Source organism: Kitasatospora saccharophila, from assembly GCF_039529925.1.
GTDB classification, from domain to species: Bacteria; Actinomycetota; Actinomycetes; order Streptomycetales; family Streptomycetaceae; genus Kitasatospora; species Kitasatospora saccharophila.
On the sequence record NZ_BAAANS010000006.1, the window covers coordinates 128,723 to 143,390 of the forward strand.

General features: G+C 75.3%; 14 protein-coding genes. 11 read left to right on the forward strand and 3 right to left on the reverse strand.

The genetic code is table 11. The features are described from left to right. Positions 1-264 precede the first annotated feature (264 nt). The 8 genes from ABD345_RS06830 (at position 265) to ABD345_RS06865 (ending at position 9,588) form a co-directional block, all read left to right on the forward strand. Positions 265-1,623 carry a cytochrome P450 gene (locus ABD345_RS06830; protein WP_344550897.1) on the forward strand — a complete coding sequence of 453 codons (1,359 nt, stop codon included), beginning with the start codon at positions 265-267 and terminating at the stop codon, positions 1,621-1,623. 557 nt (positions 1,624-2,180) lie between these two features. Further along, positions 2,181-2,963 carry an MHYT domain-containing protein gene (locus tag ABD345_RS06835; protein WP_344550900.1) on the forward strand — a complete coding sequence of 261 codons (783 nt, stop codon included), beginning with the start codon at positions 2,181-2,183 and terminating at the stop codon, positions 2,961-2,963. 128 nt (positions 2,964-3,091) lie between these two features. Next, entirely contained in the window at positions 3,092-5,596 is a 2,505-nt protein-coding gene (locus tag ABD345_RS06840; RefSeq protein WP_344550901.1) for a sensor histidine kinase, read from the forward strand. Then, positions 5,593-5,994, forward strand: coding sequence for a roadblock/LC7 domain-containing protein (locus tag ABD345_RS06845; RefSeq protein WP_344550902.1), 402 nt, complete (start codon positions 5,593-5,595; stop codon positions 5,992-5,994). Before ABD345_RS06840 ends, ABD345_RS06845 begins: the two co-directional genes overlap by 4 nt. A gap of 44 nt (positions 5,995-6,038) precedes the next feature. Then, positions 6,039-6,464 carry a DUF742 domain-containing protein gene (locus ABD345_RS06850; protein ID WP_344550903.1) on the forward strand — a complete coding sequence of 142 codons (426 nt, stop codon included), beginning with the start codon at positions 6,039-6,041 and terminating at the stop codon, positions 6,462-6,464. Further along, positions 6,445-7,038 (forward strand): GTP-binding protein, encoded by a 594-nt coding sequence (locus ABD345_RS06855; RefSeq protein WP_344550904.1) that lies wholly within the window; start codon positions 6,445-6,447, stop codon positions 7,036-7,038. The genes ABD345_RS06850 and ABD345_RS06855 overlap by 20 nt, the downstream gene beginning before the upstream one ends. 294 nt (positions 7,039-7,332) lie before the next feature. Continuing rightward, complete coding sequence (locus ABD345_RS06860; protein ID WP_344550905.1) at positions 7,333-8,499, forward strand: MFS transporter; 1,167 nt, start codon at positions 7,333-7,335, stop codon at positions 8,497-8,499. Between the two features lie 267 nt (positions 8,500-8,766). Then, positions 8,767-9,588 (forward strand): alpha/beta fold hydrolase, encoded by an 822-nt coding sequence (locus ABD345_RS06865; protein ID WP_425556777.1) that lies wholly within the window; start codon positions 8,767-8,769, stop codon positions 9,586-9,588. A gap of 191 nt (positions 9,589-9,779) precedes the next feature. Here the strand turns inward: ABD345_RS06865 and ABD345_RS06870 are convergent, their stop codons facing one another. Continuing rightward, positions 9,780-10,355 carry a TetR/AcrR family transcriptional regulator gene (locus tag ABD345_RS06870; protein ID WP_344550907.1) on the reverse strand — a complete coding sequence of 192 codons (576 nt, stop codon included), beginning with the start codon at positions 10,353-10,355 and terminating at the stop codon, positions 9,780-9,782. An 83-nt stretch (positions 10,356-10,438) separates the two neighbouring features. Here ABD345_RS06870 and ABD345_RS06875 point away from each other — a divergent pair, with 83 nt between their 5' ends. Further along, positions 10,439-11,389 (forward strand): NADP-dependent oxidoreductase, encoded by a 951-nt coding sequence (locus tag ABD345_RS06875; RefSeq protein ID WP_344550908.1) that lies wholly within the window; start codon positions 10,439-10,441, stop codon positions 11,387-11,389. A 171-nt stretch (positions 11,390-11,560) separates the two neighbouring features. On the opposite strand, the gene ABD345_RS06880 is transcribed toward ABD345_RS06875, so the two are convergent. Next, on the reverse strand, positions 11,561-12,178 hold the full coding sequence (locus tag ABD345_RS06880; RefSeq protein ID WP_344550909.1) for a TetR/AcrR family transcriptional regulator: 618 nt from the start codon (positions 12,176-12,178) through the stop codon (positions 11,561-11,563). A gap of 194 nt (positions 12,179-12,372) precedes the next feature. On the opposite strand from ABD345_RS06880, the gene ABD345_RS06885 reads away from it, so the two are divergent. Continuing rightward, positions 12,373-13,026, forward strand: coding sequence for an NADPH-dependent F420 reductase (locus ABD345_RS06885; RefSeq protein ID WP_344550910.1), 654 nt, complete (start codon positions 12,373-12,375; stop codon positions 13,024-13,026). Positions 13,027-13,162: 136 nt separating this feature from the next. After that, a complete protein-coding gene (locus ABD345_RS06890; RefSeq protein ID WP_344550911.1) occupies positions 13,163-13,915 on the forward strand; it encodes an SDR family NAD(P)-dependent oxidoreductase in 753 nt (250 codons plus the stop codon). A gap of 92 nt (positions 13,916-14,007) precedes the next feature. Here the strand turns inward: ABD345_RS06890 and ABD345_RS06895 are convergent, their stop codons facing one another. Beyond that, entirely contained in the window at positions 14,008-14,652 is a 645-nt protein-coding gene (locus ABD345_RS06895; RefSeq protein WP_344550912.1) for a DUF2306 domain-containing protein, read from the reverse strand. Positions 14,653-14,668: the final 16 nt, after the last annotated feature.

The window sequence follows — 14,668 nt, forward strand, 5'->3', positions numbered from 1 at the left end:
TTCCCCTGGTCGTGTGGGCGGTGGCGGGAGAGGGTGGGGGTGCGATCAGGTGATCATAGTGCCGCAGCTGCGGGGCTCAGGACTGCTGTCTCATCGCACAAGCGACCTTAAGACGAACTTAAGGGTTGCATGTGCAATACCTCAAGGCCCGTCGCCCCTCCGCCGGAACGCGTCCTCGCACTCCACCACCCACCGGGGGATACTGACGCGGTTTCAGCGAACCACCACCGCACGGGGGTTCGCCCGTCGACGGAGGGGGACTCCATGACCGCCACCCGCGTGCCCGGCCCGCCCGGCCTGCCGCTGATCGGCTCGCTGCTCGACCTCAAGCGCGACGCCCTCGCCACCTACCTCTCCGCCCGGCGCGACCACGGCGACGTGATCCGCCTCCAGGCCGGCCCGCCCGGCCTGCGCGCCGAGCTCTGGATGGTCTTCTCGCCCGAGGCCGTCCAGCAGGTGCTCGCCACCGACGCCGCCAACTTCCGCAAGGACAACGTCTTCTACGGCGAGATCCGGGAGAGCTTCGGCAACGGCCTGCTCACCGCCCAGGACGCCGACTACCTGCGCCAGCGCCGCCTGGTCCAGCCGCTGTTCACCCGCAAGCGGGTCGACCGGTACGCCGACGCCATCGGCGCCGAGGCCGAGGCGCTCGCCGCCCGCTGGGCCGCCGCCCCCGGCGGCACCGTCGACCTCGGCGAGGAGATGAACCGCTTCGCGCTGCGCACCGTCTCCCGGATCCTGTTCGGCCAGGACGTCGAGGAGGCCGTCGAGACCGTCCACCACGCCTTCCCCGTCCTCAACAACTTCGTCCGCGACCGCGCCTTCTCCCCGCTGCGCCTGCCCCGGAAGTGGCCGCTGCCCGGCCACCGCAAGGCGCTCGCCGCCGAACGCACCCTGTACGAGGTCTGCGACGGCATCATCGCTCGCCGCGCCGCCCGGGGGGACGGGGCCGCCGACGACCTGCTCGGCCTGCTCGCCGACGCCCGCGGCGAGGACGGCGAGCGGCTGGACGCCACCGAGCTGCGCGAACAGGTGCTGATCTTCCTGCTGGCGGGCCACGAGACCACCGCCACCTCGCTGATCTTCGCCCTGCACCTGCTCGGCCGGCACCCCGAGGAGCAGGCCCGGGCCCACCGGGAGGTCGCCGACCTGCTCGGCGACGGCCGTCGGCCCACCGCCGCCGACTACGCCGAACTCCCGTACCTCACCCGGGTGCTGAAGGAGGCCATGCGGCTCTACCCGGCCGCCCCCGCGGTCGGCCGCCGGGCCGTCGCGGACACCGTGATCGGCGGCGTCCCCGTCCCGGCCGGCGCGGACGTCCTGGTCGCCCCGTACGTCACCCACCGCCACCCCGCGCACTGGGAGGAGCCGGAGCGCTTCGACCCCGAGCGCTTCACCCCCGAGCGGGAGGCCGCCCGGCACCGCTACGCCTGGTTCCCGTTCGGCGGCGGGCCGCGGGCCTGCATCGGCCAGCACTTCTCGATGCTGGAGTCGGTGCTCGCACTGGCCGTCCTGCTGCGCGGCTTCGAGGTCACCACGGTCGACCGGGAGGTGCCGCTCGGGCAGGGCATCACCCTCGAAGTGCGCGGCCCGGCCCGGGTCCGGCTCACCCCGCGCGGCTGACCCCGGCGGGCGGCCCGCCGACAGCAACGACGACGGCTCCGCTCCGGCGTGGCTGGGCCCTAGCGATCCCCGCAACACCCTGAGTTCGGGGAGTTGCGGGGATCGTGGGTTTTGAGGGTGTGAAGGCGGGGTTCTTCGAGGCGTTGGATCGGCGGGACGGCGGCGTTGCGGGGGCTGCTCGGATGGTCGGGGTGGATCGGCACACGGCGGCTGGGTGGGCGCGCAGGGCCGGTGTCCGTGGTCGCGGGAAGCCCGGTACGAGCGGGCACCCGGGGCGGGACGGGTATGGACACGCTGTTCCTCAGGGGAGTGGTTCGACCGGGAAGCAGGCGGAGAGTACCGGGTCCGGCCGACGGCGCGCAGCGGATTCCCGGGACGGCCCGCCCCGGGGAGCCGTCGGGCGGGCACACGTCGTCGGACCATTCGAACACAGAACCCCCATGGTGCGGGGTGCTTTTCACATCTTCCGGTGACCATTCATGAACCCTGGGTAGCGTCCACGATCCCTGAACACCAGAGCACGGGCGAGCGGCAGACACCTCTCGCGGGAGGCACCGATGGGATCGATGGACCACTTCAGCTTCGGCTGGCTCACGCCGACGCTCTCCTACGCGATGGCCTGCGTCGGCGCCGCCCTCGGCCTGCGCTGCACCCTGCGCGCCCTGTCCGCCACCGGCGCCTCCCGGCGCAACTGGCTGCTCACCGCCGCCGCCGCGATCGGCTCCGGCATCTGGACGATGCACTTCGTCGCGATGTTCGGCTTCACCGTCGACGGCACCGACCTGCGCTACGACGTCCCGCTGACCATCCTCAGCCTGCTGGTGGCGATCGCCGTGGTCGGCCTCGGCGTGTTCGTGGTCGGCTACGGCCGGCACCGCGGCCGCAGCCTGCTGCTCGGCGGCCTCACCACCGGCGTCGGCGTCGCCGCGATGCACTACCTCGGCATGTCCGCGGTCCGGATCCACGGCGAACTGCGCTACCAGGCGGGCACCGTGGCGCTGTCCGTGCTGATCGCCGTCGCCGCCGCCACCGCCGCGCTCTGGGCCGCCGTCACCATCCGCAACGTGTACGCCGCCGCCGCGGCCGCGCTGGTGATGGGCGTCGCCGTCAGCTGCATGCACTACGTCGGGATGGCCGCCGTGCACGTCCACATGGAACCCGCCCGCACCGGTCTCGGCGGCGCCACCCCGATGCAGTTCGTCTTCCCGCTCGCCGTCGGACTCGGCTCCTTCCTCTTCCTCACCTCCGCCTTCGTCGCGCTCTCCCCGACCGCGCAGGAACGCGCCGCCTACCGCGAGGCCGGCGAACTCGCCGTCGAGGACCTCGGCCGCGCCGCCTGAGCCCCCTCGCCCGGGCCCGCGCCCCGTCCGGGTCCTGCCGCGGCCGGTCCGGCCCGCACCGCCCACGGCCCGCACCGCCCCGCCACCCCCCGCCCCGACGACCCGTAGCCCGAAAGGCCGCCACACCCATGCGCGCAAGCCGAGGCACCTCCCGCAGCGGACCGCCCGCCCCCAGCACCCCGCGCGGACCCGCCCGCACCCGGCCCGGCACCCCCCGGCGCGGGGCGCACGCCGGACCGCCCGCCGACGAGACGCCGCTCACCCTCCCGGTGTCCACCCGGGTCGGCCTGCGGCCGCGCACCGTCCGGGCCCGGATCGTCGCCGTGCTGATGGTCCCCGTGGTGTCCGTGATGGCGCTGTGGGCGTTCGCCACCGTCACCGCCGCCGGGGACGTCTGGGACCTGCTGCGGATCAAGGGCGTCGACGCCCGGCTGCGCACCCCCCTGGACCGCACGGTCACCGCCCTGCAGGCCGAACGCGCCGCCGCCGGACAGTACTTGGCCGCCCCCGGCCCCGACCGGGAGGCCGCGCTGCGCGCCGCCGGACAGGACACCGACCGGGCCGCCGCCCCGCTCACCCTCGCCCCCGGCTACAACCGGGCCGACGCCGAAGGGCTCGGCCCCGAGGCCGCCGACCGCCTCGACACCCTCGGCCGGGTGGTCGGCGCCCTCCCCGCGCTGCGCGGCAAAGTGCTGGCGCACGGCGTCTCCTGGAGCGACGCCTACACCGTCTACACCGCCGCCGTGGACGACGCCCTCACCGCGACCGGCGCGCTCACCGCCCTCCAGGACCACCGGGTCGCCGCGGACGCCCGGGTGCTGCTCGAATTCGCCCGCTCCCGGGAACAACTCGCCCGCGAGGACGCCCTGTTGAGCGCCGCCCAGCGCGCCGGCCAGCTTACCGAGGCGCAGTACCGGCAGATCGTCCAGGCCGGCTACGCCCGCGCCCAGTTCGAGCAGACCGCCGCCCCCGACCTGCGCCCCGCCGACCGCACCGCGCTGGCCGCCGTCACCGGCAGCCCGGAGTACCAGGAACTCCGGCGCTACGAAGAACAGTTGACCATCGCCGCGGACCCGGCCGCCGCCCTGCAGTCGGTCTCCGACACTCGCTGGGCCGCCGTCACCGACACCGTCGCGCGCGCCCTGGCCGGAGTCGAGCGGCAGGCCGGCGCGGCCGCCGCCGAACGCGCGAACCCCTACGCGCTGGGCCTGTTCAGCACCTCCGGCGCCACCGTGCTGCTCGGCCTGGTCGCGGTCCTCGCCTCGCTGCTGATCTCGGTCCAGATCGGCCGCGGCCTGGTCGCCGAACTGCACGCCCTGCGCAACTCCGCGCTCGAACTCGCCGGACGCAAACTCCCGGCCACCATGCGGCGGTTGCGGGCCGGCGAGGAGGTCGACGTGGACGCCGAGGTGCCGCCGCGCGACCACGGCGGCGACGAGATCGGCCAGGTCCACCACGCCCTGGACAGCGTCCAGCGGGCCGCCGTCACCGCCGCCGTCGAACGCGCCGAGGTGCTCTCCGGCGTCTCCGGCGTCTTCGTCAACCTGGCCCGCCGCAGCCAGGTCCTGGTGCACCGCCAACTCACCCTGCTGGACGCCATGGAGCGCCGCACCGAGGACCCGGCCGAACTCGACGACCTGTTCCGGCTCGACCACCTCACCACCCGGATGCGCCGGCACGCCGAGGGCCTGATCATCCTCTCCGGCGCCGCCCCCGGCCGCGCCTGGCGCAAGCCCGTCCCGCTCACCGACGTGGTCCGGGCCGCCGTCGCCGAGGTCGAGGAGTACGCCCGGGTCGACGTCCACCGCCTCCCGTACGCGGCCGTCACCGGCCCCGCCGTCGCCGACCTCACCCACCTGGTCGCCGAACTCGTCGAGAACGCCACCGGGTTCTCGCCCCCGCACACCAAGGTGCAGATCCGCGGCGAGGCGGTCGGCAACGGCTACGCCCTGGAGATCGAGGACCGCGGCCTGGGCATGGGCCCCGAAGCCCTCGCCGACGCCAACCGGCGGATCGACGCCAGCGAGCAGGTCGACCTCTTCGACAGCGACCGCCTCGGCCTGTTCGTGGTCAGCCGCCTCGCCAAGCGGCACGGCGTCAAGGTCTCGCTGCGCCCCTCCGCGTACGGCGGCACCACCGCGATCGTGCTGCTGCCGACCGAGCTGCTCGACCAGCGCGAGAGCGAACCCCGGCCGGAAGCACGGGAGTTGGTCACTGTCCCGGAACTCCCGCCGACTGCCCGGCCGTTGCCGCCGACCCCCGCGCCCGCGGCCGCCCCGCTGGGCGCCCCGCGGCCGGCCCCGGCCCCGCCGTCGGTCTCGCGGCCGGTCCCGGTGGCGCCGCCCGCGCCGGTCCCGACCGTGCAGGCACCGCCCGTACCGGCGCTGCCCTCGCTCGCGCTGCCCGCCGAGCAGGAGGACGAACTCCCGCGCCGGGTGCGGCAGGCCAGCCTCGCCCCACAACTGCGCGACGCCCCCGAACCGCCCCGGCCCGGGCTGCGTCCCGCCGAACCCGCCGACCGCGACCCCGAACAGGCCCGCTCCGCGATGACCGCCTTCCAGCAGGGCTGGCAGCGCGGCCGGGGCCCCGCACCGGACGACACCCCCTTCGACAGAGGAGACCGTGCCCGATGATCGGCACCACCCGCCAGAGCGGCGAACTCAACTGGCTCCTCGACGAGTTGGCCACCCGGACCGCCCGGGTCAGGTTCGCCGTCATGCTCTCCGCAGACGGCCTGCCGATGGGCAACTCCACCGGCCTCGGCCGCGAGGACGCCGAACACCTGGCCGCCGTCGCCTCCGGCTTCCACAGCCTGGCCAAGGGCGCCGGACGGCACTTCGACGGCGGCGAAGTACGCCAGACCATGGTCGAGTTGGAACGCGGCTACCTGTTCGTCGCGGCCGCCGGGCAGGGCTCCTGCCTGGCCGTCTTCGCCGAACCCGACGCCGACCTCGGCCTGGTCGCCTACGAGATGGCCCGCCTGGTCCGCCGGGTCGGCGAACACCTGCACGCCGCCCCGCGCGGTTACTAGGCCCAGAAGTCCCCAACACCCGATCGAGAAGGGGGAGTTGGCCGATGGCCTACCCGCCCCGGGAGTACCTGCCCGGCACCCCGTTCGGCTACCCGCCGCCGCCCGAGCGCCCCGTCCAGTGGTACGACGAGGACGCCGGGCCGATGGTCCGCCCCTACGCCCTGACCAAGGGACGGACCCGGCCCGGCCAGCCCTTCGACCTGATCGCCCTGGTCGTCACCGACATCCCCGACCCGACGGGGCTGCCGGTCGGCCCCGAGCAGATCGCCATCCTGGAGATCTGCCGGGGCAACGCGCTGTCCGTCGCCGAGATCGCCGCCGACCTCGACCTGCCGCTGGGCGTGGTCCGGGTGCTGCTCGGCGACCTGCTGGACGCCGAGCACATCCGGGTCAGCCGACCCGTCCCGCCCGCCCTCCTCCCGCACGAACACATCCTCCAGGAGGTCATCCATGGGCTTCGCGCCCTCTGACAGCACCGACCTCGCCCTGAAGATCCTGGTCGCCGGGGGCTTCGGCGTCGGCAAGACCACCCTGGTCGGGGCCGTCAGCGAGATCAAACCCCTGCGCACCGAGGAGCAGTTGACCGCGGCCGGGACCGACGTCGACGACCTCGGCGGGGTCGAGCGCAAGACCACCACCACGGTGGCGATGGACTTCGGCCGGATCACCATCCGCGAGGGCCTGTCCGTCTACCTCTTCGGCACCCCCGGGCAGGACCGCTTCTGGTTCCTCTGGGACGAACTCGCCCAGGGCGCCCTCGGCGCCGTCGTCCTGGCCGACACCCGCCGCCTCACCGACTGCTTCCCCGCCGTCGACTTCTTCGAGCACCGCGGCATCCCCTTCGTGGTGGCCGTCAACCGCTTCGAGGGCAGCCGCTCCTTCCAACCCGCGGACGTCTCCCGGGCGCTGGACCTCGACACCGCGACCCCCGTGGTGCTCTGCGACGCCCGCGAACGCGCCTCCGGCAAGGACGTCCTGATCAGCCTGGTCGAACACGCCGGAAAGGTGCACGCGGCCCGGGTGCTCGCCCAGACCCGCAGCTGACCCGCCCAGACCCGCAGCTGACCCGGCCCGGCCCGCCGCTCCCGCCCGGCCCCCGCTCCCGCCCGGCCGTCCTTCCCGCCCGGGGCCGGCCCGGCCGTCCTTCCCGTTCGGGCCCGGGCCGGGGGAAGTCCCGGGCCGGGCCCGCGCCGGACCCCGTAGCATGGCGGCCGTGTTCCTCACCCGTGACTAGGACCCGCACCGCGACCGCACGCCGCACCCGGCGTCGCGGTCCCTTCGGCGTCCCCGTCCACCGGCGCACTCCGCGCCGTCACCGTTGAGGAACCCCTTCTCGCCATGGCTACGTCCTACCTGGCCGTGCTGCGCGCACCCGGCGCCGCCCGGCTGATCCCCGCCGCCCTGCTCGGCCGCCTCTCCTACGGCACCGTCCCGCTCTCCCTGTTGCTCGCCACCGCCGCCACCACCGGCTCGTACGCCCGGGCCGGCTGGCTGATGGCCGTCTTCTCCGCGGTCAGCGTCCTGCTCTTCCCGCCCCGCGCCGGACTCGTCGACCGGTACGGCCCCCGGCGCACCCTGCCGCCGATGGCCGCCGGGTACGCGGCCGTCCTGCTCGCGCTGGCCGCCACCACCTGGCAGCCCGGCACCCCCTACCCCGTCCTGCTGGGCCTCGCGGCCGCGGCCGGCGTGCTCGCCCCACCGCTCGGCCCGGTCACCCGGGCGCAGTGGAGCATCCTCGCCACCGACCCCGAACTGCGCCGCCGCGCCTACAGCCTGGACACCGTCGCCGAGGAACTCCTCTACGTCACCGGCCCGCTGCTCGCCGGACTGCTCGCCACCACGGCCCGCCCCGCCGTCGGACTGCTGCTCAGCGCGGTCCTCGCCCTCACCGGAACGCTCGCCCTCGCCGCCGTCGCCGTTCCCGCGGCCACCCGCGGCAGCACGGCCCCCGCGACCCGCTCCGGCACCCGCGAACTGCTCGCCCGGGCCCGCCAGCCGCTCTCCGCCGCGGCCGGCGCCGGCGCGGGCCTCGCCGCGTTCTCGCTGCTCGCGGTGGTCTTCGCGAGCCGGCACGGCCGTCCCGCGGGCGTCGCCTGGGTCGAGGCCGCGCTGGCCGCGGGCAGCGCGACGGGCGGGCTCGCCCTCGGCGCGGTCAACTGGCGCGCGCCCGCCGCGACCCGGCTCACCGTCCTCACCGCCGTCCTCGGCACCGCCCTCGCCCTCGCCGCCCTCGCCCCCACCCTCCCGGCCCTCACCGCCGTCGCCGCCCTGGCCGGCCTCGCCGTCGCCCCCACCCTCACCACCGCCTACCTGCTCACCGACGAACTCGCCGCCCCCACCGAACGCACCCGCGCCGGGGCCTGGGTCAACACCTCCTTCAACGCCGGGAGTTCCACCGCCACCGCCCTCACCGGCGCCCTGCTCACCCACCTCCCGCTCCCCACCTGCCTCCTCCTCGCCGCGACCCCGCCCCTCGCCGCGCTCGCCCTCCGGGGGAGGCGCTAGCCCGGCGCATCCAGGGGCTCGGTGAAGGACGGCGGGACGTGAAATCAGGGGCCCCGGGGAACGGCGGGGCCGTGCTGCCGGCGGCCGGAGCCCGTCGGAGGTTCGTGCTGCTGCGTGCCGTGAACGGAACCGGAAGCCGATGCGCACTCCGGCAGCGAACCGCTCGCAGCCACGGCCTCGCCGTTCCCGAGCCCCTGGCGGGGCTCTCCCGCCCGCCGATGAGTTCCGGCGGCGGGATCCGTCCGACCTGGCATGACACGAATCCAGGTGAACGGAACGACCCTCGGCGTCGAGTCCTTCGGCGACTGGCGGGCCCCCCTCGTCCTGCTGGTCGGCGGGACCACGATGCTCTCCTGGCCGGACGAGCTGTGCGAACGCCTCGCCGCCGGCGGCCGCCACGCGGTGCGCTACGACCTGCGCGACAGCGGGGAGTCGGAGAGCGCCGACCCGCAGGCGCCCGGTTACACGCTGCGCACCCTCGCCGCCGACGCGGCCGCCCTCGCCGCCGCGCTCGGCGAGGGCCCCGCGCACCTCGCCGGGATCGGGGTCGGCGGGATGGTCGCCCAGGTGGCGGCGCTCGACCACCCGGAGGCGTTCTCGGCGCTCACCCTGGTCGGCACCCGCCCGGTCGCCCCCGGCCCGGTCGACCCGGACCTGCCCGACCACGACAAGGCGACGATGGGCCGGCTGTTCTCCCGTCCGATGCCCGACTGGACGGACCGGGCGGCGGTCGCCGGGTTCGTCGCCGCCGGAGCGGAGGTCCTCGGCGACGATCCCGTCGCGGCCCGGGCCACCGCCGCCCGGATCTGGGACCGCACGCCCGGCACCGAACCCCCGGTGCAGCTGGCCAACCAGCTCGGCGTGGTGTTCTCCCGGCTCGACTGCACCCCCCGCTGGCGCGAACGCCTCCCCGGCCTCGACCTCCCCACCCTGGTCGTGCACGGCCGTCGCGACCGCTTCTTCCCGGTCGGCAACGCCGAGGCGCTGGCCCGCGAGATCCCGGGGGCGCGGCTGCTCGTGCTGGACGCCGCGAGGGCGCTGCCCGCTTCGGCGGCGGCGGAAGTCGCGGCGGCGATGCTGGAACTCTGAGAACGGCGCAGGGGACGGATCGGGGGCTCGGGGAACGGCGAGCCCGGGTCCGTCGGCGGTTCACCGCCGCCCGGCGCACGGGCTCCGGGCGCGGTCGAAGACCCGCAGCGGCCCGGACGCTCCGACGGGCTCCGGCCACCAGCGGCACCGACTCGCCGTTCCCCGGGCCCCCGGTGCGGATCCCGCCGTTCTCATCGAGCCGCTGGCGGTTCCACCGGCTCGACGGCCTCGCACAGTTCGGCGACGGCCTGGGCGACGAGTTCGGAGAACGCCGCGTCGGGCTCGGCCAGCCAGCGGGAGGTGGCCCGCCGGGCGACCGCGATCGCCACGTCGATGACGAAGCGCGCCTTGCCGGGTTCGACGCCACGGCGTTCGAGCGCCCGGGCCAGCGCGTCGGCGATGTCGGCGAGCTTGATCAGATCGCGCTCGGCCAGCGCCGGGTTGGCGGCGATCACCTTGACGCGGCGCAGCAGGAACTCGCGCGGGCGGAAGACCTCGTCCGCGGTCCCCAGCGCGGCCAGCAGTGCCTCGATCGGCGGGAGGCTCCGGTCGGCCGCTTCGACCCGGGCGACCAGGTGGGTCTCCAACTCGTCGCCGGCGAAGAGGACTTCCCGCTTGTCGGGGAAGTAGCGGTAGAAGGAGCGCTCGGTCAGACCGGCGGTGCGTGCGATCTGCGCGACCGAGGTGCGCTCGAAGCCCTGAGTCTCGAACAGGTCGAGCGCCGCGCGCTCCAACCGTCCCTGTGCGTCGGATTCCCATCGTGGCATGCCCGCCAGGATATGACAGCAGGAGCTGTCGTCACACTGCTAGGGTCGATGACAACAGATGCTGTCATCACACGGAGGTCGTCATGAAGGCCCTGCAGTTCGACCGGTTCGGCTCCCCGGACGTGATCGTGCTCCGCGACGTCCTGAAGCCGGAGCCGGGCCCCGGGCAGATCCGGATCGCCGTGCGGGCGTGCGGCCTGACGCCGGCCGACTGGCACGTCGTCGACGGCCTCCTCGCCGACCACCTGCCCCCGCTGCCGCGCGGACTCGGCCTGGAGGTCGCGGGCACCGTCGACGCGCTCGGCGAGGGCGTCACCGGCGTCCGGGTGGGTGACCGGGTGTTCGGCCCGGCCGCCTTCGACGGCCCGACGGCCGGCGCCGCCGAGTACGCGCTGATGCCGGCCTGGGCGCGCATCCCCGAGGGCATGAGCGCCGAGCAGGCCGCCGCGCTGCCGATGGCGGCCGAGACGGCGTGGCGCGCGCTCGACGACCTCGGCGTCCGGCCGGGTGAGCTGCTGCTCGTCCACGGCGCGGGCACCACCGTGGGCGAGGCGGCGGTGCGCCTCGCGCTGCACCGGGGCGTCCGGGTGATCGCCACCGCCGGGCCGACCCGGGCCGCCGCCCTGGCGGAGGTCGGCGCCCGGGTGACCGCCTACGGCGCGGGCATGGCCGAACGCGTCGGCGCCCTGGCCGCGGGCCCGGTGGACCGCGCCCTGGACGCCGCGCCGACCGGGGGCCGGATCGACCGGCCCGACCGGCCCAGCCCGGCCGGCGGCTCGCTGCCGACCCTGATCGGGCTGACCGGGGACCCCGACCGCGTCCTCACCGTCTCGGACTTCGCCGCCGCGGCCGAGTTGGGCGTCCGGATCACCACCGAGATCCGCTACGACCGGATGGACGAGTTCGCCAGGCTCGCCGGCGAAGGCGTCCTGGTCGTGCCGGTCGCCCGCACCTACCCCCTCGACCGGGTCCGGGAGGCGGCCGAGCTCAGCCGGTCCCGCCGCCCCGGCGGCAAGCTCGTGCTCGTCCTGTGACCGGCCGGAGCGCCGGGGATTGTCCCGCGGGGCCGGGTGCTCCCTGACGGGCCGGCCGTCGCGGGGGAGGTGTCACGGGGCTGCGGGCGCGGCAACTCGCGCCGCTGTCCGGCGCGTTGACGGCGGTGGCGCGCCCCGCCGGCTCGCAGCGCGCGCGGGCCGGCCCGGGCTTCAGAACGGGGGCCAGGCCGCGAGGGCGGCGTCGGCCATCTGCTGGAGCTCGTCGCGGCCGATGCCGCTCGCGGCCTGTACGGCGATGCCGAAGGCCAGGGTGCTGACGTACCGGCCGAGGAGGCCCGGGTCGGTGGTGGCGGGCAGGTCGCCTTCGTCCACGGCCTGCCGGAAGCGTTCGCGCAGGCGGTTGCAGCCGTCCTCGCGCCAGGCGGCGAGCAGGTCGCGGACGGTGGCGGCGGAGGTGCCGGTGGCCAGGGCGCCCTGGACGCCGAGGCAGCCGTGCGGCTGGGCCGGGCGGGTGGTGGTGCGCACGGTGCCGGTGAGCAGCGCGGTCGCCACGGCGCGGGCGGACGGCTCCTCCAGGGCCCGGGTCAGGTAGGCGCTCGGGCCTTCGGTGTAGCGCTCCAGGGCCTTGCGGAACAGGTCCTCCTTGTTGCCGAAGGCCGTGTACATGCTGGTGGTGGAGACGCCCATCGCCTTGGTCAGGCCGCTCAGGCTGGCGCCCTCGTAGCCGTGCTCCCAGAAGAAGAGCATGGCGCGTTCGAGCGCCGCCTCGGTGTCGAACGCGCGGGGCCGGCCGAGCGGGGCCCTCTGTCCGGTCTGTTCGGTCTCCACTCCGCCCACCCTACCCCTTCCGCATCGATCGATGCGGAAGACTTTTGCAGCGATCGATGCGGAAGTGCTACGGTCTGCCTTCCGCATCGAGCGATGCGGAAATACGCCCAGCTCAGCAGCTACGGCGGGGATCGATGGACAGCCCGGGGCGGACCCGCCCGGGGTGCCGTCGTCCCGCCGGGAGACGAGGATCCATGACCGTGATCGGCATCATCGGCGCGGGCGAGGTCGGCAGCACGCTCGCCCGGGCGGCGGTCGGGAGGGGCTACGAGGTCGTCATCGCGAACTCCCGGGGGCCGCACACCCTGGCCCGGCTGGTCGCCGAACTCGGGCCCGCGGCCCGCGCCGCGACCGCGGCCGACGCCGCCGCGGCGGGCGACTTCGCCATCGTGGCGGTCCCGCTCAAGCCGGTCAACGACATGCCCGCGGAGCAGCTCGCGGGCAAGATCGTGCTCGACACGAACAACTACATGCCGTGGCGCGACGGCCACTACCCCGCGGTCGACTCGGGCGAGCGGACCGTGCACGAGCTGCGCCAGGAGCAGCTGCCCGCCTCGAAGGTGGCGAAGGCGTTCACGCACATCCAGGCCCCGCGGTTCTTCGCCTCGGGCAGTCCGGCGGGCACGCCCGGCCGCCACGCGCTGTCGGTGTCGAGCGACTTCCCCGAGGCGGTGGAGCTGGTGTTCCGGCTGTACGACGAGTTCGGCTTCGACGCCGTCGACAACAGCCCGCTGAGCGAGTCCTGGCGCAGCGGCCCCGGCCAGCCGGCGTGGAACGCGCACCTGCACCAGACCCGGGAGGAGCTGGCCGCCCGGCTCGCCCTGGCGCGTCCGATCGTCGCGGCCTGAGCGGTCCGGGTCGTTCTTCCGGCCGACGGGCCCCGCCGGACCGGACCGGTCCGGTCGGGGAGCACGGCCGTCCACATTCCGCATCGATCGATGCGGAATTCCAGAGTGAGTACGACGGAGAGAAGGAGGCAGCCCGATGGGACTGCTCGAAGGAAAGACCGCCCTCGTCACCGGCGGCAGCAGCGGAATCGGCCTGGCCAGTGCCGAGTTGATGGCCGCCGAAGGCGCGCACGTGTTCGTCGTCGGCCGGCGCGCGGCCGAACTCGACGCGGCCGTCGCGGCGATCGGCCCGGCCGCGGCCACCGCCGTGGTGGCCGACATCGCGGACCCGGACGACCTGGACCGGCTGTACGAGGTGGTCCGCGCCCGGGGCGGCGGGCTGGACGTGCTGTTCGCGAACGCCTCCGTCGCCCGGTTCACGTCCTTGGCGGAGACCACCGAGGAGCACTTCGACCTCCACTTCGGGATCAACGTCCGCGGCACGCTGTTCACCGTCCAGAAGGCGCTGCCGCTGCTCAACGACGGCGCCTCGGTCATCCTGAACGGCTCCACCAACGCCGACAGCGGCGCGCCGGCGTTCGGCGCCTACGCGGCCTCCAAGGCGGCCACCCGGTCCTTCGCCCGGACCTGGGCCGCCGAGCTCAAGGGGCGCGGCATCCGGGTCAACGCCGTCGCCCCCGGCCCGACCGACACCCCCGGCCTGGCCGGGCTCCAGGCCGACCCGGAGCAGACGGCGCAGTTCCAGCAGTACCTGGCCGGCCAGGTGCCGCTGGGGAGGCTGGCCCGCCCGGAGGAGATCGCCGCCGCCGTGCTCTTCCTGGCCTCCGGGCAGAGCAGCTTCGTCACCGGTTCGAACCTGTACGTCGACGGGGGGCTGAACCAGATCTGAGGGCGGCGCACCCGCGCCCACCGGGCGGACCCGCCGAACCGCCCGGCGAGCGGACCCGCCGGGCGGACCCGCCGAGCTGCCTGCGCGGGCGCCTACGGCCTCCGCAGCAGCCGTTCCGCGACGGCCAGGTTGACGATCCAGGCGGCCCAGGCGCCGGAGGCGTAGACCGCGGCGGTGGGGAGGCCGGTCGGGCCGAGGGCGAGGAGCCAGAGGCGGAAGGTGACGGCGGTGAACATCAGGGCGTAGGAGCGGAGCATCCAGCGGCGGTGGGCGGGGATCCGGCCGTGCCGGGCGTGGTGGAGGCCGAGGGCGGTGGTGGCGAGGGTGAGGACGGCGAGCGCGGTGAAGCCGAGCGGGGCGACCGGGGGGTAGAGGCCGTGCGGGGCGATCAGGAGGCCGCCGAGGCCGGTCGCGGCGGCGGCCAGCACGTAGCCGCGGCCGGTCCAGCGGTGCAGGGCGGGGCGGCGGGCGCGCAGGCCGGGGAGGAACTGGAGCAGGCCGAGGGAGATCGCGGTGACGCCGCCGCCGATGTGCAGCAGGAGGGGCGCGAGGTGGGCGAGGTAGACGGCGCGCTGGTCGGCGAGGAAGGTGTCGGGGTCGAGGGTGAAGTAGCGGGCGGAGACGGCGGCGACGAGCAGTGCGAGGGTGGCGACGGAGATCCGGCCGGCCCGTCGCAGGGTGCCGGACTTCCGCGCGGCGGTGGGGAGTTCGATCGCGGCGGGACGGTGGGGTGTCATGGCGAGGACGCTACGG

Excerpts from the sequence above, each read along its gene's own strand:
- ABD345_RS06830 (WP_344550897.1), top strand. The coding sequence starts at position 265 with ATGACCGCCACCCGCGTGCCCGGCCCGCCCGGCCTGCCGCTGATCGGC.
- ABD345_RS06835 (WP_344550900.1), top strand. The coding sequence starts at position 2,181 with ATGGGATCGATGGACCACTTCAGCTTCGGCTGGCTCACGCCGACGCTC.
- ABD345_RS06840 (WP_344550901.1), top strand. The coding sequence starts at position 3,092 with ATGCGCGCAAGCCGAGGCACCTCCCGCAGCGGACCGCCCGCCCCCAGC.
- ABD345_RS06845 (WP_344550902.1), top strand. The coding sequence starts at position 5,593 with ATGATCGGCACCACCCGCCAGAGCGGCGAACTCAACTGGCTCCTCGAC.
- ABD345_RS06850 (WP_344550903.1), top strand. The coding sequence starts at position 6,039 with ATGGCCTACCCGCCCCGGGAGTACCTGCCCGGCACCCCGTTCGGCTAC.
- ABD345_RS06855 (WP_344550904.1), top strand. The coding sequence starts at position 6,445 with ATGGGCTTCGCGCCCTCTGACAGCACCGACCTCGCCCTGAAGATCCTG.
- ABD345_RS06860 (WP_344550905.1), top strand. The coding sequence starts at position 7,333 with ATGGCTACGTCCTACCTGGCCGTGCTGCGCGCACCCGGCGCCGCCCGG.
- ABD345_RS06870 (WP_344550907.1), bottom strand. The coding sequence starts at position 10,355 with ATGCCACGATGGGAATCCGACGCACAGGGACGGTTGGAGCGCGCGGCG.
- ABD345_RS06875 (WP_344550908.1), top strand. The coding sequence starts at position 10,439 with ATGAAGGCCCTGCAGTTCGACCGGTTCGGCTCCCCGGACGTGATCGTG.
- ABD345_RS06885 (WP_344550910.1), top strand. The coding sequence starts at position 12,373 with ATGACCGTGATCGGCATCATCGGCGCGGGCGAGGTCGGCAGCACGCTC.
- ABD345_RS06890 (WP_344550911.1), top strand. The coding sequence starts at position 13,163 with ATGGGACTGCTCGAAGGAAAGACCGCCCTCGTCACCGGCGGCAGCAGC.
- ABD345_RS06895 (WP_344550912.1), bottom strand. The coding sequence starts at position 14,652 with ATGACACCCCACCGTCCCGCCGCGATCGAACTCCCCACCGCCGCGCGG.